Annotated in this window: 11 protein-coding genes; 4 read left to right on the top strand and 7 right to left on the bottom strand. The window is 63.3% G+C overall.

What is annotated here, in order from left to right; all coding sequences use genetic code 11:
* Window positions 1-49 precede the first annotated feature (49 nt).
* The 3 genes from IF199_RS20200 to IF199_RS20190 all read right to left on the bottom strand — a co-directional run bounded on the left by IF199_RS20200 (window position 50) and on the right by IF199_RS20190 (window position 4,044).
* Window positions 50-2,479, bottom strand: coding sequence for a TonB-dependent receptor (locus IF199_RS20200; protein WP_192558535.1), 2,430 nt, complete (start codon window positions 2,477-2,479; stop codon window positions 50-52).
* Between the two features lie 99 nt (window positions 2,480-2,578).
* Complete coding sequence (locus tag IF199_RS20195; protein ID WP_192558534.1) at window positions 2,579-3,538, bottom strand: FecR domain-containing protein; 960 nt, start codon at window positions 3,536-3,538, stop codon at window positions 2,579-2,581.
* Window positions 3,538-4,044 (bottom strand): sigma-70 family RNA polymerase sigma factor, encoded by a 507-nt coding sequence (locus tag IF199_RS20190; RefSeq protein WP_192558533.1) that lies wholly within the window; start codon window positions 4,042-4,044, stop codon window positions 3,538-3,540. Before IF199_RS20190 ends, IF199_RS20195 begins: the two co-directional genes overlap by 1 nt.
* 252 nt (window positions 4,045-4,296) lie before the next feature.
* Between IF199_RS20190 and IF199_RS20185 the strand changes: the two genes are divergently transcribed.
* Window positions 4,297-4,737 (top strand): carboxymuconolactone decarboxylase family protein, encoded by a 441-nt coding sequence (locus IF199_RS20185; protein ID WP_192558532.1) that lies wholly within the window; start codon window positions 4,297-4,299, stop codon window positions 4,735-4,737.
* A gap of 4 nt (window positions 4,738-4,741) precedes the next feature.
* On the opposite strand, the gene IF199_RS20180 is transcribed toward IF199_RS20185, so the two are convergent.
* The 3 genes from IF199_RS20180 to IF199_RS20170 form a co-directional block, all read right to left on the bottom strand.
* Complete coding sequence (locus tag IF199_RS20180) at window positions 4,742-6,334, bottom strand: DHA2 family efflux MFS transporter permease subunit (protein WP_096822022.1); 1,593 nt, start codon at window positions 6,332-6,334, stop codon at window positions 4,742-4,744.
* Window positions 6,331-7,452: an HlyD family secretion protein gene (locus tag IF199_RS20175; protein WP_096822021.1), complete on the bottom strand. Its 1,122-nt coding sequence runs from the start codon at window positions 7,450-7,452 to the stop codon at window positions 6,331-6,333. The genes IF199_RS20180 and IF199_RS20175 overlap by 4 nt, the downstream gene beginning before the upstream one ends.
* A gap of 109 nt (window positions 7,453-7,561) precedes the next feature.
* Complete coding sequence (locus tag IF199_RS20170) at window positions 7,562-8,326, bottom strand: AraC family transcriptional regulator (protein ID WP_192558531.1); 765 nt, start codon at window positions 8,324-8,326, stop codon at window positions 7,562-7,564.
* A gap of 97 nt (window positions 8,327-8,423) precedes the next feature.
* On the opposite strand from IF199_RS20170, the gene IF199_RS20165 reads away from it, so the two are divergent.
* The 3 genes from IF199_RS20165 (at window position 8,424) to IF199_RS20155 (ending at window position 15,954) form a co-directional block, all read left to right on the top strand.
* Window positions 8,424-9,557 carry an MFS transporter gene (locus tag IF199_RS20165; RefSeq protein WP_192558530.1) on the top strand — a complete coding sequence of 378 codons (1,134 nt, stop codon included), beginning with the start codon at window positions 8,424-8,426 and terminating at the stop codon, window positions 9,555-9,557.
* A gap of 105 nt (window positions 9,558-9,662) precedes the next feature.
* Entirely contained in the window at window positions 9,663-11,390 is a 1,728-nt protein-coding gene (locus IF199_RS20160) for a ShlB/FhaC/HecB family hemolysin secretion/activation protein (RefSeq protein WP_192558529.1), read from the top strand.
* 94 nt (window positions 11,391-11,484) lie between these two features.
* A complete protein-coding gene (locus IF199_RS20155) occupies window positions 11,485-15,954 on the top strand; it encodes a hemagglutinin repeat-containing protein (RefSeq protein ID WP_192558528.1) in 4,470 nt (1,489 codons plus the stop codon).
* Window positions 15,955-16,014: 60 nt separating this feature from the next.
* Here the strand turns inward: IF199_RS20155 and IF199_RS20150 are convergent, their stop codons facing one another.
* Window positions 16,015-19,893, bottom strand: coding sequence for a non-ribosomal peptide synthetase (locus IF199_RS20150; RefSeq protein WP_192558527.1), 3,879 nt, complete (start codon window positions 19,891-19,893; stop codon window positions 16,015-16,017).
* Window positions 19,894-20,064 lie beyond the last annotated feature (171 nt).

Here is a 20,064-nt window from a genome sequence, read left to right as displayed (position 1 = left end):
GGCCACGGCCTGCTCTTTTTCGTTGGGGCGGCAGATGAAGTGCCGTGACTCAGAAGTCCACGGTCGCCGAGACTTTCAGCGTGCGCGGCGTGCCTTGGGTCAGGTACCCGCCGTTGGCCGAGGCCCAGTAGGCTTCGTTGGCGACGTTTTCCAGATTGGCTCGCAGGGTGATCTGTTTTTCGTCCAGTTTGAAGGCGTAGCGCGAGCCGAGGTCGAAGCGGGTCCACGCCGGAATGCTCTGGGTGTTGGCCGCGTTCAGGTACTGTCCGCCGGTGCGCAACATGCGGGCGCTGAGGGCGGCGCCTTCGAGGCCCGGAATGTCCCAGTCGGCGCCGAGGTTGAACTGGAAGCGCGGCACCCCGACGGCGCGGTTGCCGTCATTCACGCCGTTGGCGCTGCCTTCGAGTTCCGTCTTCATCAAGGTCGCGCCACTGAGCAGGCGCAGGCCGTCGAGCGGTTCGCCGTAGACGTTGAGTTCCACGCCTTTGTTGGTCTGCTGGCCGTCGACCCGGAAGATCCCGTCCTGGGTGTAGCTCGACGGCTGTTCGATGCGGTAGACGCCGAGGCTGGCGCCGTAGCTGCCCATGTCCAGGCGCACGCCGGCCTCGACCTGTTTGCTGCGCACCGGGGCGAAGGTTTCGTCGCGGTTGATCGCGGTGGTCGGCGGCGTCGGGCCCTTGGCCAGGCCTTCGATGCGGTTGGCGTAGAACGACACGTGTTCCCACGGCTTGATCACCAGGCCGTAGACCGGGGTGGTGATCGATTCGTCATAACTCGACGTGCGTGCCCCGGTGACGGTGCTCCAGCCGTCGACTTTCAGTGCCTGGCGGCGCACGCCGAGGGTCAGCAGGATGCGGTCATCGACGAAGCCGAGAGTGTCGGAAATCGCCTCGCTGCGCAGGGTGTTCTTGCCGGTGATGCGCGGGTCGTTGATGTCGCTGGCAAACGAGGTGGCGGGCGGGCGCGGCTTGTCGGTGACGTTGTACAGGTTGGTGCTGTAACGCCCGGCGCTGCCGATGGTTTCGTAGGCCGAGCGCTGTTCACCCCAGATGCCGGCCCAACCGAGGTTCAACTGATGGGTAACGGGACCGGTGTCGAAGCGACCGTTGAGCCCGGCCATTGCACTCTGGTTGTCCTCGTCGTGGGGCGAATAAAGCATACCGCCGCGGGCACTGCCGTTGAGATCGGTGACGGTCAGCGACGAGTAAACACCGTTCTCGCGGGTGTGCTTGGCACCACCGGACACGTAGGCGGTCCAGTTGTCGTTCAGGTCATATTCGGCGCGGGCCATGCCGAAGGTATCTTCGAGTTGCGAATAGCTCCAGCGCTGGGCGTAGCTGGCGTTGGCGTCCGGCACCTTGGGGGCTTTTGTCAGGCTCGAATCGACATAGATCACCGAGCGCCCCTGATTGATCACCTGCTTCTGATAACCGAAGTCGGTCGAGACCCGCAGGCGTTCACCGCGATAGTCCAGGCCGACGCTGAACAGCGACGAGCGCTGGTCTTCGTCATCGACTGCGGTGTCACCTTCGCGCTGCATCAGGTTGACCCGCGCACCGAAGCGGTTGTCTTCGCCGAAGCGCTGGCCCAGATCCAGATGCCCGCCGACCCGACCGTCGGCGCTGTAGTCGAGTGTGACGCTGCGGGTCGGCGTGTCCATGGCGCGTTTGGGTTGCAGGTTTATCCCGCCACCGATGCCGCTGCCGCTCGGGGTCACGCCGTTGACGAACGCGTTCGGGCCCTTGAACAGCTCGACCCGATCCAGCGCTTCGACGGCGATGATCTGCCGGGGCAGCACGCCGTAGAGGCCGTTATAGGAAATGTCATCGGAGGCCAGCGGCAGACCGCGGATCATGAACATCTGCGAGAAGTTGCCGAAGCCGTTGGACTGGCGCACCGAGGCATCGTTGAGCAGCACGTCGCCGACGGTTTGCGCCTGTTGATCGGCCATGGTCTTGGCGGTGTAACTGGTGACGCTGAAGGGCAGGTCGTTGACTTCCTGGTTGCCGAGCATGCCGACCTGCGCGCGGCGGGCGACCTGTTCGCCGCCGTAGGTGTCGCCGCTGTCATCGCGCAGGGCGCTGACGTTGGTGGCGCCCAGTTCCAGTGCGCCGTCCGCCGCGACTTTCGGGGCTACGGTGTAACCGTTGTGGCCTGTGCTGATCAGCTCGAAACCGCTGCCTTCCAGCAAGCGGGCAAAACCGCTCTGCACGGTGTAACTGCCTTGCAGGCCGGGGCTCTGGCGATTGCCCAGTTGCGCCGGATCGAACGACAACGGCACGCCGACGCTGACCGCAAATTGCGCCAGCACATGGCTGAGCAGGCCGGGGCCGATGTTGACACTTTGGCTGGTGCTTTCGCGGGTGCTGTCGGCGGCGTGGCCGAGGGTCGGCAGCAGCGCGCCGAAGGCCAGGGCAAGGCTCAGGTTCAGGGCCTTGAGCGGGAAAGTGGCGGGGCGGGACGTGGGCAATGCGGTCATTCGGCGATCCTGTCGAGCGCGTGGAATTGAAAGGTCTATCCACTCACCGAACGAGACGCGAAAAGGTATCAGTGAACATCGAAAATAATTTCACCGGGTTCAGACACGGGGTTCGACCGACAGCCAATAGCGGGTCAGGCTGTTGATGTTCAGCGGCAGGGTGTCGCTGAGCAGACGCAGACTGGCGTCGGTGTCGCGCAGGGAAAACGCCCCGGACACGCGCATCGCCGCGACGTCCGGATGACAGCGCAAGACACCCCGACGATAGCGGCTCAGTTCGCCGAGCAGTTCGTCCAGGCGCATGTTGCTGGCCAGCAGCATGCCTATGTCCCAGGCCAGGCTAGCGGTGTCGAAGGTTTCGGCGCTGTCGAAGCCGTTCAGTTTGAAGCGCTGGCGCTCGCCGGCCTTGAGCATTGCATTTTGCTTGAGCAGTTCCGGGGTGATTTGTACTTGCCCCTCCAGCACCGACACCAGGCTGCGCGAACCCTCGGTGCGCACGCAGAACCGCGTGCCGAACGCACGGGCCACGCCTTGTGGGGTTTCGACCATGAACGGGCGGGCGGCGGCATCGCTGGCGGTGTTGATCAGCACCTCGCCGTTGAGCAGCAGGACCCGGCGCTCGACCGGGCTGAAAGCGATGTTCACGGCGCTGTCGGTGTTGAGCAGCAACTGAGTGCCGTCCGGCAGTTGCAGCATTTTTTGCTCGCCGACGGCGGTGCGCTGATCGGCGGTCCATTGCTGCCACGGCACATGTTGCGAGGCGATGCCCAGTGGTCCCGCCATCAACAGCAGGCCGAGGCGGGTGAGCGTCTGACGACGGCTGAGGCCTTCTTGGCGCGAAGCCCGTTGCAAGGTCTGGATCGCCACATTGGCCGGCACACTTCGTAAATCCCCCAGCAACGCTTCGGCCCGCAGCCAGGCCTGGGCGTGCTCGGTGCTGCGGTTGCGCCACTGGGCGATGGCCTGATGATCGGACGGCGAGGCGCTGCCCGAATGCAACTGCACCAGCCAGTCGGCGGCTTCACCGAGAATCTGCGGATTGATCATCGACGAACTCATCAGGCGACACTCAGGCAGGCAATGAACGCGGCGCGCATGTGGCGTTTCACGGTGATCAGCGAAACACTCAGGCGCGTGGCGATCTGCGCGTAGGTCAGGCCTTCGATCTGCGACAGCAGGAACGTGTCGCGGGTCTGCGCCGGCAACTCGCGCAGCAACGCTTCGATGCGCCACAGGGTTTCGAGAATCAGATAACGGGTCTCCGGCGACGGCACCTCGTCGGCGGGGAGACTGGCGATGGTTTCCAGGTAGGCGCGCTCGATGTCCTGACGGCGCCAGCGGTCGATCACCAGACCTTTGGCGATGTGCGTCAACAGCGCCCGGGGTTCGCTGCCCAGCGGTTTGATCACCTGGCGGGTCAGCAGGCGCAAGAATGTATCGTGCGCCAGGTCGGCCGCATCGCAGCGATTGCCCAGCTTGCGCTGCAACCAGCCCTGCAGCCACCCGTGGTGTTCGCTGTAGAGCGTCTGGACTTGCTGATTCAAGGGCTGATCGAGGGACGACATGAAGGGCAGATACTCGTTTCGGGCGTCCGTTGCCTGGTTGCAATGTAGAGGTGCAATCGAGAGTGCGAAAAGTGTGCAATTAAGAATTGATCGCATTCTAGTGGCACGGAACGAGCGCTGGCAATTGCCCCCCGACACTTTCTTTTCTGACGCCAACCAAGTGGCCTACTCGTCTTCCGGGAGATTGGCTATTTGCCTGACCCGCCCCCGGGACTAACGTAGCCACACATTCACTCGCCCCGGAGAACCACCATGAAACCTCGTGCCGATTTCTACACCGCTTCACCAGACGCCCTGAAAGCGATGATCGCCCTGGAAATCGCCGTTTCGAAACTGCCGCTGGAAAAGACCCTGATCGAACTGGTCAAGCTGCGCGCCTCGCAAATCAATGGCTGTGCGTTCTGCATCGACATGCACACCACTGACGCGATCAAGGGCGGCGAAACCCCACGTCGATTGTTCGCCGTGACGGCCTGGCGCGAAGCCCCGTTCTTCACCGACCGTGAACGCGCCGCGCTGCTGTGGACCGAATCCCTGACCCAACTGAGCCTGACCCACGCCCCGGACGAAGATTACGAAGCGGTCGCTGCCCAGTTTTCGCCGAAAGAAATGGTCGACCTGACCGTGGCGATCAGCACCATCAACAGCTGGAACCGTCTGGCCGTGGGCTTTCGCAAAACCCCACAAGCCTGATCGGTCAATGTGCATCGGCACTCGGCGCGGCCGGTGGTTGCACCTTGCGCATCAAGGGCACCATCGCCGTGGCGATCACGAAGCACACCATGATCATCAGGAACGTGTCGCCATAGGTTTGGGTCTGCGCCTCGCGGTAGGTCAGCAGCCATAACTGATGCAGGCCGGCGGTGATGCCGACGTCACCGCTCTGACCCAGTGCGGCGAAGTTGCCGCCGACCTGGGCCAGCCACTGATTCAACGCTTCGTTGCTGCTGTTCAGATGCTCCGCCAACCGCGTGAAGTGCAGGTTGGTGCGGTCGTTGAGAATGGTCGCGCAAGCAGCAATCCCGATCGCACCGCCCAGGTTGCGCATCAGGTTGAACAGGCCCGAGGCGTGTTTCAAACGCGCTGGCGCCAGCCCGCCAAGCGTCAGCGTCACGGCCGGCGGCACCGCCAGTTGCTGGGCAATCCCGCGCAGGGCTTGCGGCAGCATCAATTGCCCGGCACCCCAATCGTGGGTGATCGGACTGAATTCCCACATCGACAATGCAAACAACGCCAGGCCCGCCATCATGATCCAGCGCAGATCGATGCGATTGGCCAGAAAGGCGTACAGCGGAATCGCCATGATCTGGAACACCCCGGTGGAAAAAACCGCCAGACCAATGTCCAGCGCACCGTAGCCACGCACCCGGCCGAGAAACAGCGGCGTCAGGTAAATCGTCGCGAACAGGCCGATCCCGGTGACAAAGGAAAAGAAGCAGCCGAGGGCGAAATTGCGATCCTTGAGCGCGCGCAGGTCGACGATCGGATTGGCCACGTGCAGCGTGCGGCCAACGAACGCCACACCGGCCAGGGCGCTGATCCACGCGGTGGTCAGGATGGTCTGGTCGCTGAACCAGTTCCAGCGCGGGCCTTCTTCGAGGGTGTATTCCAGGCAGCCGAGAAACAGTGCGAGAAACACCATGCTCAGATAGTCCGCGCCCTTGAGCAGCGACAGTTCCGGCTGATCGATCTTGACCAGCATCGGCACCGCTACGGCGACGAAAATCCCCGGCACCAGGTTGATGTAGAACAGCCAGTGCCAGGACGAGATGTCGGTGATCCAGCCACCGATCACCGGGCCCAATGTCGGCGCCAGCGAGGCCACTGCACCGATGGTCGCAGCGGCGATCACCCGTTGTTTGCCGGTGAAGAAAAAGAACGCCGTGGTGAACACCAACGGAATCATCGAGCCGCCGAGAAACCCTTGCAGCGCCCGAAAGGCAATCATGCTCTGGATGTTCCAGGCCGCGCCGCACAACAGGCTGGCAAGGGTGAAACCGACGGCCGAGGCGCAGAACAGCCAGCGGGTCGAGAACACCCGCGACAGCCAACCCGACAGCGGGATCACGATGATCTCGGCGATCAGGTAACTGGTCTGCACCCACGCCGTTTCATCGGTGCCGGCGGACAACCCGCCGCCGATATCCCGCAGCGAGGCCGAGACGATCTGAATGTCCAGCAACGCGATGAACATGCCGATGCACATGGTGGCGAAGGCGAACACTTTGGTTGCCGTCGCCATCTCGGCGGCATTGAACGGCTGCGCAGGGACGGCGAGGGCGCGGCTCATGGCGCGCTGGCCACGGCGGTGGTTTCAGGCTGGGCACGGGTGTCGACTTCAGCCGTCACCGACAGGCCCGGACGCAGGTGACCGAGCACGCCGTCGGCGGGGTCGAGCAGGATCCGCACCGGCACACGCTGGACGATCTTGGTGAAGTTGCCCGTGGCGTTTTCCGGCGGCAGCACGCTGAACTGCGAACCGGTGGCGGGGGCGAGGCTGTCGAGGCGACCGTGGAATTCCTGGCCGGACAACACGTCGGCACGGATGCTCACGCGCTGGCCGGGTTTCATCCGCGCCAACTGGTCTTCCTTGAAATTGGCATCGACCCACAGACCGCTGGCCGGCACCACCGACAATTGTTGCGAACCGGCCTGAGCGTAGGCGCCGACCCGCGCGCGGCGGTTGCCGATCACGCCGTCGACCGGGGCGCGCAGTTCGGTGTAACCAAGGTTGAGTTGCGCCAGATCACGCTCGGCCCGGGCTTGCTGGAGGGCGGCGCGGGCCTGTTGTTTCTGGGTTTCGATCACGGTGAGTTGGCGTTGCGCAGCCAGCAGTTCGGCCTGGGCCTTGGCGCTCAAGGCTTGCGCGGTCTTGAAGGTGGCGTCGGCCCGTTGCGCACTTTCCACCGAGACTGCATTGGTGGTCACCAGGCGTTTGTAGCGTGCGTTGTCGTCCCGGGAACGGGCGGTTTCGGCACCGGCAGCATCGATGCCGGCGCGGGCCTGACCGATCACCGCTTGTTGCAGTTGTTCGGTGGCGTCGAGGTTGGCCAGCAGCGCTTCTTCAGCGGCGACGGCGCCTTCGGCCTTGGCCAGATTGGCGCGATAGTCGCGGGCGTCGAGGCGGATCAGCACGTCGCCGGCCTTCACCGGCTGGTTGTCGCTGACCAACACTTCTTCGATGTAACCGGCGACTTTCGGCCCGATCACCGTGACGTCACCGCCAATGTAGGCATCGTCGGTCTCTTCGAGAAATCGACCGGCACCCCACCAATGCGCGGCGTACAACCCGGCGAACACCAGCGCGGCCAGACCCGCAGTGGGCAACAGCAGGCGTTTGAGCAGGGGAGGTTTGGAAGCGCTGACCGGAACGGCGAGATCGGGTTCAACGGTGGGCATGCTGGTCATGGCGTAATACCTGCGGCTGATACCGGCAAAAACGGGTTGTTATTACGGCTGTAATATGACGCAGGTAATATTTTGTGGCAAATGATTTTTGCTGCCGGCCGTCGTTTGCTTATCGCAGCCAGTTGCCGGGCGTCGTGCCGGTCATGGTCTTGAAGAACGCAATGAATGCGCTGTCGCTGGCGAAACCCAGTTCAAACGCGCAATAGCCGAGGTTGCGCCCGGTAGCGAGCAATTCCATGGCGCGCATCAATCGCCATTGCTGGCGCCATTGTTGATAGCTCATGCCGGTTTCCTTCTGGAAGATCCGGCCGATGGTGCGGCTGCTGGCGCCGATCTGTTGCTCCAGCACTTGCAGCTCCGGTGGCAGTTGCTCGGGGCGTGCAAGCAGAGGCGCCAGGCGTTTGTCTTGCGGCAGCGGCAGCAGCATCGGTTGCTGCGCCGCGTCACGGATTTCACTCAGGCACAGCCCCAGCAGATGGACGAATTTGCCCTGCTGCCAATCGGTGGCGAAATCGGCCATCGCCATCGGTTCCAGCACGGCGCGCAGCAGCGGGCTGACCTCGATCACGCAGACCTGTTGCGGCAGCTCGCGACACAACTCGGGTGTCAGGTAGATGGAGCGGTAATCGACGCTTTGCTGCATCACCGCCCGATGCGTGACGCCACCGGGAATCCACGCCGCCCGCGACGGCGGCAGCAGACACAGCTGCTGCGCCAGCGTGATGCGCGTGCAGCCCTGTCGGGTGTAGAGCAGTTGCCCGCGCTGATGCCGATGCAGGCCGGAGTCGTGATCGCCGAGGGTAGAGGCGATGCCGATTACCGGCGCAGGGAAGCGATCCGGGTCAAAACGGTCGTGGGCTTCGAGCCAGGCCATGGGTTGTCCGATTTCAACGATAAATTGTCAGGGTTTGGATAATACGTCAGTTGCCTCTTTTTAAACTCCTCGGCGTTTTTGTTGAGGAGTCATGGTGATGAGCCATAGAAAGTTTTTGATGTTGGCGATTGCGCTGCTGATGTTTCCGCAAATCGCCCAGACCCTGTTCAGCCCGGCGCTGGGGGATATCGGCCGTGCATTTGATGTTGGCCCGCAAGCAGCGGCGCAAACCCTGTCGGTGTACTTCCTGGCTTTCGCGTTTGGTGTGGTGACGTGGGGCCGGGTGTGCGACCGGATTGGCCGGCGGCCCTCGATGCTCGCCGGTCTGGCGATTTATGCGGTTGCCTGTGTACTCGGCTTGAGCGTGCGCAGTTTCAACGGTTTGTTGATGGCCCAGGCGCTGGCGGCATTCGGCGCCGCCGTCGGCTCGGTGGTGACCCAGACGCTGTTGCGTGACCGCTATCGCGGGAGCGAACTGGCCCAGGTGTTTTCTCTGGTGGGCATGGCACTGGCGGCCAGCCCGGCCATCGGTTTGTTCAGCGGCGCGAGCCTGGTTCAGGGCTTCGGTTATCGCGGCGTGCTCGGTGCGCTGCTGTTGCTGGCATCGGCCTTGTGGATCTGGAGTTGGCGCAACCTGCCGGAAACCCGTCCGCCACAACTCACCTACGTTGGCCTGTTCGCAACCATGGGCGACATGTTGCGCGATCCCCGTATCTGGCGTTCGGCGCTGTGGATTGCATCGTTCAACGTCGCATTGTTCAGCTATTACAGCCTCGGGCCTTTTCAGTTCGAACGTCTCGGACTGAGCAGTTCATGGTTCGGCTACAGCGGCGTGATGCTCGCATTGGCCTCAGGGTTTGGAGCATGGCTCAACAAACGCTTGCTGCACATCGGTTGCAGGCCGCTGCAGTTGATTCGCCTTGCGGCCCTCACTGGTTTACTCGGTGGCATCGGCGTGTGGCTGTTGCAGACGCATGTCTGGTTCGTGCTGCCGATGCTGCTGGTGGTACTGGCGTTCGGCATGGCGATCCCGAACATTCTGGGCGCAGCACTGAGCAATTACACCGATCGTTTGGGCACCGCCGGCGCATTGCTGGGGCTGTTTTATTACCTGCTGATCGGTGCGGGATTGATGTTGGCAGCGTGGTCTCAGGCCCTCGGGGAAACCCTGATGATCTGCAACTTGCTCGCGTTATTGCTGGCGATCCGCGCTAAAAAGGCATTTGTTTAAGAAATGTAAGCAACGTAGGAAGCGTCTTGCAATTGTGTAGGAAGGCTCTGACTATCACTGCAATTGATGGGATGGCATTAAGCCATTTGATTGCAAGGATGTTGAGTGCCGTATTCGATTCGCGCTGTTACCCGTTGTAGTTTCCTGCCTCGCCCGCTGTTGTCGGCCTTGTTGTTGAGTGTGTGTGCGCCCAGCGTTCTCGCCGCCGAAGCTCCAGCCCCGGGCCAGGAAGTGCTGCGCCAGCAACAACTGCAACAGCGCGATCTGCAACAACTGCAACTCGAACAGCGCAAGCGGCAACTGGAGCGCGGCGCGTTCGGCCCGGCGCCTGCCACCCCGGCCATTGCTGAATCGATCAAACCTGACGAACGTTGCTGGCCCTTGAGCGGCACGCGCATCGGCGGTGTCACGCTGATCGATAAGGACAAGCTCAACGCCCGGATCAAACCGCTGCTGGCACCGTGTATGGGTGTCGGCCAGATCAACCATTTGCTGGCGACCATCACTGCGCTGTACGTGGAGAAGGGCTACATCGCCAGCCGGCCGTACCTGAGCAGTGCGCCGGCAGCGGGCCAGTCGCTGGATATCCTGATCGACGAAGGCTACATCGAATCCATCGAACTGGCCGACCAGAGCCTGCCGGTGTCTCTCGGCGGTGCATTCCCGGGCATGCTTGGCAAGCCGCTGAACCTGCGGGATCTGGAGCAGGGGCTGGATCAGTTGAACCGTCTGCGCTCGCTGGATCTGACCGCCGACATCGCCCCCGGCAGTCAGCCCGGTGCGTCAAAAATCATCTTGCGGTCACGGACCTCGGGGCAGTCGCGCTGGGCACTCGGGGTCGGTTTCGACAACCTCGGCAGCGTCAGCACCGGCCGCGATCGCGACACGTTCAGCCTGACGCTCGACAGTCCGCTCGAACTCAACGACCTGTTGAGCCTCAGTGCCAGCGACACGCTCAATCAGGGCGACCGCTACAGCCGCAACGCCAGCCTCTATTACGCAATTCCCTACGGTTACTGGACGTTCAGCACCTTCGCCAGCCACGCCGAATATCGCGCACCGTTCAAACTCAGCGCGGCGACCCTGCACAGCACCGGCATCACCGATCAGCTCAGCCTGCGCGCCGACCGCGTGTTGTGGCGCGACCAGAGCCATCAGCTCAGCGCCAACCTGCAACTGGCGCACAAGGATGTCGACAGCTATCTGGAAAACGTCCGCCTCGGTATCCAGAGCCCGACCCTGACCGTGGCCGAGGCCGGGCTCAATCTGTTCTGGCTCGATCGCGCGGTGTGGAACCTGGATTTCAACTACGCCCAGGGCCTGCGCTGGCTGGGTGCCGACGACGATGCCGATCATCAGGTCAAGAACCTGCCCAAAGCACAGTTTCGCAAGTACCGCGCCGGCCTCAGCCAGTGGCGCAACGGCCAGCTCGGCGCGCAAGCCTGGCAATGGCAGAGCCAACTGAACGTGCAGTACAGCCCGGATCCGTTGCCGGCGATCGAACAACTGCTCGGCACCGACGATTCCGCCGTGCGCGGTTATCGGGTCAGCAGCGCGTCCGGTGCCAGCGGTGCGATCTGGCGCAACACCTTGCGCCTGCCGCTGCGCAGTGATTTTCCCGTGCAGCTCACCCCGCGAATCGGACTTGACCACGGCTGGATCAAGGCCGACCACGGCGCCTCGGTTCAACGCCTGAGCGGCGCCAGCCTCGGCCTCAACCTGGGCTGGAAAAACCTGCAAGTGGATGTCGATTACCAACGCAGCCTCAACACCCCGACCGGTCTGCACAGCGAGCCTGAAACCTGGCTGATGCGGGTCGGATTACAGATATGAACGTCAGTGAACAACAGCCATCGGACCTGAGCGCGACAGCCGTGGCCTTCTACTCAACGCGCAACGTGATGCCGCACTACATGGAGAGTTTTTTATGCCAATGAATACCTTTGCGTTTCATCTTTCCCCACGGGGCAAACTGCGCTGGGCCATCGCCAGCCTGTTCCTGGTCGCTCATCTGCCGGGCGCCATGGCCGGTGGTGTGGTGGTCACACCCGGCCCCGGCGGCACCGCGCAATTGCAGAACCAGGGCGGCGTGCCCATCATCAATATCGTGGCGCCTAACGGTTCGGGCCTGTCGCACAACCAGTTCCTCGACTACAACGTCGACCGTCAGGGCCTGGTGCTGAACAACGCCTTGCAGGCCGGGCAATCGCAGCTCGCCGGACAACTGGCGGCCAACCCGCAATTGCAGGGTCAGGCCGCGAGCGTGATCCTCAATGAAGTGATCAGCCGCAACCCGTCGGCCATCAACGGCGCCCAGGAAATCTTCGGTCGCTCCGCCGACTACGTGCTCGCCAACCCGAACGGCATTTCGGTGAACGGCGGCAGTTTCATCAACACGCCGAACGCCAATCTGGTGGTCGGCCGTCCCGAGCTGAACGACGGCAAGCTGCAAGCCCTGAGCACCCGTGACGCCACCGGTCAGTTGCAGATTCAGGGCGGCGGGCTGCGCAATGGCGAAGGCTCGATCAACCTGATCGCACCGCGCATCGACAGCCAGGGTGCGATCACTGCGCGTGATCAACTGAACCTCACCGTCGGGCGCAATCAGATCGACTACGCCAGCGGCCAGGTGAAAGCCGTGGACCCGGCGGGCAACACCACCGATCAACGGATCGACGCCAGCCTGTTCGGCGCGATGCAGGCCGGGCGCATCAACATCGTCAGTACCGCTGAAGGTGCAGGCGTGAAGGTCGGGGCTGTGCAAGTCGCCGGGCGTGACGGCGTACAGATTCGTTCGGCTGGCGACTTGAGCGTCAGCGGCCAGGCGATCCCGGACAGCCTCGATGTGACCCGCGCCGGCATCCGCAGCAGCCAGGGCGACGTCGGTCTGCACAGCGGCAAGGATCTGACGCTGGCCGCCACCGACGTCAGCGGTCGTGATGTGAAGGTCGATGCCAAACGCAATCTGACCTTGACCACCGTCGAGAGCCGCAAGCTCCAGGAACAGCGCGAGAACTGGAACAACAGCACCATCGGCATCACCTGGGAAACCTACGAGCGCACCAAGACCGACAGCGATTCGCGCCAGCACGGCAGCCAGATCGTCGCCAGCCGCGACGCGCAACTGTCGTCCGGCAAAGACACCGAACTGAAAGCCGCCAAGGTCGAAGCGAAGAACAACCTCAGCGTGCAAAGCGGCGGCGACCTGCGTTTGACCGCCGCCACTGAAAGCCACACCCAGACCGATCAGGGCAAGCACCGCAAGCACCTGTGGAAAGCCGATTGGGACAGCAGCAGCGAAGAGCAGCGCAGCGTCACCAGTCAGTTGAAGGGCGGCAACATTGCGCTGCAAACCGCTGCACTGTTGCGCTCCGAAGGCGCCGAGCTGAACAGCGCCGGCGATCTGCAACTGGCCGGCAAACAAGTGGAAGTCACCACCGCGACCCGCACTAACCGCAGCAGCGATAACCGCTATTCCGGTGATCTGGTCGGCGGCGGTTTCTTCGGCAAGACCGGCGACGCCGACAAGGGCCAGACCCAGCATCAGGGCAGCAAGATCAACGCGGCCGGCAAACTGGTGGTCAAGGCAGACGACGTGCGCATCAGCGGCAGCCAGGTGCGTGGCGGCCAGGACGCCAGTGTGATCAGCGACAACGGTTCGCTGACCATCGACGGCGTGCAGGACACCTCGCACAGCAACAACCACGACAAGGACAGCAAGTTCTTCGGCATCACCAAGGACGAGTCCCGGCAGAACAGCAAGGACAGCACCACGGTGCGCAGCGAGCTGGTGTCGGACAGCAACCTCAAGCTGAAAAGCGCCAAGGACATCGAAGTCGCCGGCTCCACGGTCAAGGCCGGCGGTTCGCTGACGGCGGATGCGGCGGGTGATGTGAATGTGCATTCGACGCAGAACACCCACGACAGCAGCAACAGCACACAGACCCGTGGCTTCGACGCTTATGCCAAGGAGCAGACGGCGGAGCAATATCGCGCCGGCGTGCATTACGAAGACAAGGCGCAAACCGTCACCGCCAACGACGTCACGCAGCAGGGTTCCAGCCTCAGCGGCGGCAGCGTGCAAGTGAAAGCGGGCGGCGATGTGACGCTCAAGGGCGCCGAGGTGAAGTCCACCGCCGGCGACACCACCCTGAGCGGCAAGAACGTTTCGTTGCTGGCCGAGCAGGACAGCCACAATACTTCGACCGAGACCCGCAGCACCGGCGGCGGTTTCTACTACACCGGCGGCCTCGACCGCGCGGGCAGCGGCGTGGACTTCTCGCACAGCACTTCGCAAGACACCACCGGCAAAACCACCGCGCAAACTACCGGTGTGCAGAGCAGCGGCAGCCTGAACATCAACGCTGACAAACTCGTCACCGAGGGTGCGCAACTCAAGTCCGGCAACGGTCTGAACGTCGCCGCCAACGAAGTGGACAACCGTGCCGCCAGCAACACCGAGAGCAGCACCCACAAGGAGAGCAACTGGTCGGCAGACATCGGCGCCAACGTCGAGTACAAAGACATCGCCCGGCCGATTGCCGGCGCGGTGAAAGACGTGCTCGACGGCAAGGTGCCGGACAAGGACGCACTGGCCAATCTCGGTCAGCCGAACGTCGGTATCGACGTGGCGGTCGGTCATGCCAGCGCGGATAAAACCGAGCAGAGCAGCAACGCCGTGGTCAGCCAGTTCGACGGCAAGACCGTGGACGTGAAGGTCGGCGGCACGCTGCACGACCAGGGCACCCAGTACAACGCCAGCGCCGGCAAAGTGAACATCAGCGCTGACAAACTGGTGGCCGATGCCGCGAACAACACCCGCAGCAGCACCGAAAATTCTGTGGATGCCAAGGTCGATGTGCGTGTCTACACCAAGACCGGTGAAGACGTGAACGTGGCCGGCAGCGGCGCGGGCGGCAGCAGCCAGTCGAGCAAGAACAGCGCCACGGCGGTGGTCGGCGGTTACGCTGGCAATCAGGGCGTGAACATCAATGTCGCCCGCGACGCACAGTTCGAAGGCAGTCGTTTCGACGGCGGGCAGGGCGGTGTCAGCGTCAAGACCGGCGGTGATCTGGCCCTGAATCAGGCCAACGACCGTCAGAGCAGCGACAGCTCCAGCCTGCGTGGCAACGGCTCGCTGACCGTCGGCACCTTGCCGGGCACCGACGGCACCAATGTCGATCTCGGCGCCGGGTTCCAGCTCGATCACAAAGGCAACCAGACCACCGACACCCAGGCGCATGTCGCCAGCATCAGCGGCAACGGCCCGGTGCAATTGAGCAGCGGCGGCAATCAGGTTCAACAAGGCACGAAGATCGATAGCGTCGGCAACATCGACCTGAAGGCCGACGGCAAGCTCGACCTGCAAGCGGCCACCGACACGCACGTCGCCACCGGCAGCAATCTCGGCGGTGGCCTGAAGGCGGGCGGCAGCAAAACCAGCAGCGAGAAGAGCCGTGATCAGGGCGGCAACCTCAGCGGCAACTTCAACATCGGTCGGGTCAACGAGAACACGCAGACCCTCACCGGTGGTCAGCTCAACAGCCAGAACGGCATTGCGCTGAGCGGCGACTCGGTGCGCCTGCAAGGCACTCAGGTCAGCGCGCCAAACGTCAACATCGACGCGCAGAAGGGCGGCTTCGTTCAGGAGTCCGCGCAGTCCAGCGACAACCGCAACAACTGGAACGTTGCGCTGAACGCCGGCGGCAATCTGAGCAAAAGCACCCCGACTGCCGCCGATGAAAAAGTCAGCAGCGATCACGGCTTCAATGCCGGGGCCAAAGTCGGCGTGGACTACCTGCAAGGCACCACCCAGCAGAACAGTCAGATCAAGGCTGACACTGTGGTGCTGAACAGCGCGGGCGATGCGAGCCTGAGCGGTGCGCGGATCGATGCGCGCGACGTCAGCGGCAAAGTGGCCGGTGATCTGACGGTCGAAAGCCGTCAGGACACCAGCACTCATGCCAAGGTCGATGTGGATCTGGGCCTGACCGCCAAGAAGACGCCCGCGGATGACAAAGGCAAGCTGGCCGGCACCGACTACAAGCCAACGCTGAAAGTCGACGGCGAATACGCGCACAAGGACAGCGTGAAACAGGCTTCCGGTATCAGCGGCAGCCAGGGTGTGAACCTCACTGTCGGCGGCGCTACGCAACTGACCGGCGCGCGGATTTCCGCCACCGGGGGCAACGTCGATCTGGGTGGTTCGAAGGTCAGCAGCAGCGACCTGAGCAACCGCGACTACGGCGTGAAAGCCGGGTTGGATCTGCCGCACAAAACCGAAGAAAACGCACCGAAGGTTTCCCTTGAAAACGGTAACCTGAAAGTCGGCCCGGTGACCTTGAGCGGTCACCTGGACAGCCAGTCCCTGCAAGCGGGGATCGACGAAAGAGGTTGATTCGTCGGCAATAAAAAAGGTGGGAGCCCGGTAACGGGCTCCCACCTTTTTTTGTAGCGGTTAAACCGCGGTCAGCGTTTGAACGGTCTGCCGCTTGAGCAGTTCCTCCACAAAGCGTTTGCCGAATTGCTCCAGGTACTGACGCTGCAACAGGCACTCGTGGGGGGCTTCGACGTCATGCCGGATCAGCTCGCCGCTGATGTACGGCGACCACAGCGACGGCTGCTGTTCGTCTTGGCGCAGGATGTCTGCGGTGGCACGGATGAACAACATATCGCCCCGGTACTGTTCGTACTGCGTCCTGCCCAGCAACTCCAGCATCCGCTTCGAATCGTCGACCAGACGGCTCAGGAACTCGTCGCCGATCTGCCGGCTGCCGAGCACTTCTTCCATCGCACTTTTCAGACCCTTGAGACCGGCCCGTGGCGTGCCGACGATGGCGCGGGTCATGCGGCTGATGATCATCGCATCGTCGAGTTTCAGTGAGGCCGGGCCACCTTGCAGCGGGTAGCTGTCGAACATGCAGAGGAAGCTCACCTCACGTCCCCGGGCCTGCAACATCGCCGCCATGCGCAACGCCAGGTTGCCACCCACCGACCAGCCGGCCAGTTGATACGGCCCCTCGGGATGCAGCTCGATGATGCGTTGCAGGTATTCCTCGGCCAGTTCATCCAGCGACTCGATCACCCGCGTCGGATCGCGCAGGATCGGCGATTGCAACGCGTACAGCGGTTGATCCTCGGGCAGGTACGGCAGCAGTCCTGCGTAGGGCCAGGCAATCCCGCCGCCGGGGTGGATGCAGAACAGCGGCGGCCGCTTGCCTTCGGTGCGCAGTGCCAGCACGGCGTCGAACGGATCGCTGGCACCGGTGTTGTGTTGCAGGCGTCGGGCCAGTTGTCGCGGGGTCGGTCCTGCGAGGAAATCGGCGATGCCCAGCGCAATGCCGAACTGTTCCTTGATCCGGCTGACCAGTTGCAACCCGAGCAACGAATGCCCGCCGAGGTCGAAGAAACTCTGGTTGGCAAACACTTCGCTGCAGCCCAGGGCTTCGGCGAACAGGTTGCACATCGTCGCTTCTTCCGGGGTCTGCGCAGGCGACAGTTCGGCTGCGTCCTGCCGCGTCGGCGCGGGCAGGCGATCGACGGCCAGTTTGCCGTTGGGGGTCAACGGGAACTCGGCCACGCGCATGATCACGCTCGGCACCATGTGTTGCGGCAGGTGCCGGCCGAGCGCCTGTTTCAGTTGCTGGCTGTCGAGGCTTTCATCCTTGCTCGCCACATAGCCGACGATGGCCGGACCGTGGGCCAGTTCACGCAGCATGACCGTGGCGTCATCGACGCCGGCGCAACCGAGCAGGACGTTCTTGATCTCGTCCAGCTCGATGCGCAGACCGCGCAGCTTGATCTGGTTGTCCTGCCGGCCAAGGTAGTGAATGCGCCCGGCATGATCGAAAAACACCCGGTCGCCGGCGCGGTACATGGTGTCTTGCGCGTCGAGCAGGTCGGCGACAAAGCCCTTGGTCGTGAGGTCGGGACGATTGCGATAGCCCCGCGCGACGCCCGGCCCACCAATGAACAGATCGCCCCAGGCACCCGGCGGCAACAAGCGCTGGCGGTTGTCGACCACGTACAGACGGGTGTTGGCGGTGGCCGGTCCGATGGACAGATCACCGGCGCCGTAATGCGCGTTGATCGAAGTGGCGAAGGAGGTTTCCGTCGGGCCGTAAACGTTGAGCAGGCGGCAATGGGAGAAACGCGCCAGCAGCGCCGGGGTGCACGGCTCGCCGCCAAGCATGAGCACGGTGTCCTGAGGGAAGTCCTCGGTTTGATGACAGGCCAGCAGACTCGGTGTCATCACCAGCAAATCGATGGCTTCACACTTGACCAGTTGCGCCAGGGCCCGGCCGGGAGCGCTGGTGACTTTGTCGGTGATCACCAGTTCGGCACCGGCCAACAGAGTCATCATGATTTCCAGCACCGACATGTCGAAACCGGCGGCGATGAATTGCAGCACCCGCGCGCCGGGCTGCAACTGCGCGGCGTCGATGGCGGTGCGAGCGATCGGCACCAGATTGCGCTGGGTGACTTCCACGCCCTTGGGCTTGCCGGTGGAGCCGGAGGTGTAGATCAGGTAGCCCGGCAGCCCTGCTTCGAACGGCGCCAACGGCTCGTTGGCTGGCGGCAGTTGCGCCAGGAACTCGGTGTTCAGCCACAGCTGTTTGTCGGCGGTGATCTCGACTTTGAGCTGACTGCCGGGGGCGACGATCACCACCGCCGGATCGGCATCGCTGAAGATGTGTTCGATCCGTGCCTCGGGCAGGTCCGGGTCCACCGGTACATAGCAGGCACCGAGTTTGAACAGGGCCACGGCGGCCACCGCCCATTCGAGGCTGCGGGAGAACATCACCACCACGCAGTCACCGGCCTGCACACCGCGTTCGCGCAAATGCGCGGCCAGTCGGGTGGCCTCGTCATCGAGGCGTGCATAGCTCAGGTGTCGCCCACCCTGGCTCAGCGCCGGGCGCTGGGCATGTTCGCGGACGGACTCGGCGAAGGCCTCGGCGAATACCGGCAACGGCGCATCGCTTTGCGGGTGCGAGTAGAAACGCTGCTGTTCGTCGGGCAGAAACAGATCGTAGTCGGCCGCCAGGGTTTCGGGCGCTGTGGCGAAACGTTCGAACAGCGCGGTCAGGCGTTGGTAATGCAGCTCCAGCGCTTCAGGGGAGTACAGGTCGGCGTTGGCATTGAAGCCGATCTCCAGTCGGCCATCGGCGTGACGGTCGAAGATGTCGATGCCCAAATGATCCGCCGGCCCGTTGGCGACGTTCTGCAGGGTGGTTTCGCACCCGGCAAACCCCGGCCCCTGATCGTAGGCGACGATGTTCAGCAGGGTGTTGAACAGCGGCTTGTTGCCGCGCTCGGCGTGCAGGTCGCGGATCATGCTTTCGCTGCGGTAGCTCTGGTGCAACAAGTGATGGCGCAGTTGCCGCTGAAGGTTGGCCGCCACCGTCAGCACCGTGCTCTCAGCGTTGAACGACAGGTGCAGCGGCAGGATGTTGGCGACCATCGACGGCACGTTGCGCAGGGCCTTGAGCTGGCGCGCGGCCACTGGCATGCCGAGGGCCAGTTCGTCCTGGCCTGTCATGCGCTGTAGGTAGGTCGCACACAGGGCCAGCAGGATGCTCGACAGCCGCAGTTGGTGTTCGCTGGCGGCGGCGCGCAGGCGTTGCAGGGTTCTGCCGCCGAACACTTTGCGCAGGCGATTGAGCCGGATCAGCGGCGCATCGCCCGGCACCAGTTGGGTCGGCTCGGGCATCTTCAGGCAGTACTGGCGCCAGTAGGTGCGATCCTTGTTGTGCATCTCGCTGAGGCGATATTCCTCCTGCGCCTCGAATACGCTCGACAACGGCGCAAGCGTCAACGGCTCGACCCCTTCGCCGCGACTGAGGGCGTTGTAGTGGGCAGTGATGTTGCCGAACAGAATCCCGTGGCCGAACCCGTCCACCACCAGGTGCGAGGCCAGTTCAATCATGCGGTGGTGGTGGGGTGCGAGGCGGATCAGCACGTAACGGATCAACGGGCCGTGTTGCAGGTCCATGTCGGTTTGCAACAGGTGGTCGAGCACCTGGCGCCAGGCGGCTTCGGGGTCAGGCTGGTCGCTGACGTCCAGATGCTCGAAGGCCTTGGCTGGCAGGGTATCGATGGGCTGGATGTATTGGGCGAAGGTGCCGGTCTGCGGGTCGGTCCTGAAGGTGGCGCGCAGGGTGTCGGTTTGGCGGAACTGCGCGCCGATGGCGGCTTCGAGCCAGGTCAGGTTCAGCTCGCCGCGCAGTTCGATGACATCGCACAGATGGTAGTTGAGGTTGCTGTGGTTCTGGCTGATGGCCAGGCAGACTTCCTGCTGTGCCGTGGAAAGCGGGCACGAGTGTACGTCACGCATAAGAGTCATCCTTTCTTCCGTTGCGTCGGGTTTTCGGCAGGCAATACCGTGCCCATTCCGGTTGGCGCGAAAGCGACAGGTCCGGAATCGACGGCAAGCGCCGTTTTCAGTTTTTCAGGGGTGCGCCAAGTGTGTCAGGCGGGGCTGGAACCGTTGCATGACGCCAATCCT

It is taken from the genome of Pseudomonas allokribbensis (assembly GCF_014863605.1).
Taxonomy (GTDB): domain Bacteria; phylum Pseudomonadota; class Gammaproteobacteria; order Pseudomonadales; family Pseudomonadaceae; genus Aquipseudomonas; species Aquipseudomonas allokribbensis.
Note: the sequence above shows the minus strand (reverse complement) of the source record. Positions and strands in the feature narration are given on the sequence as shown.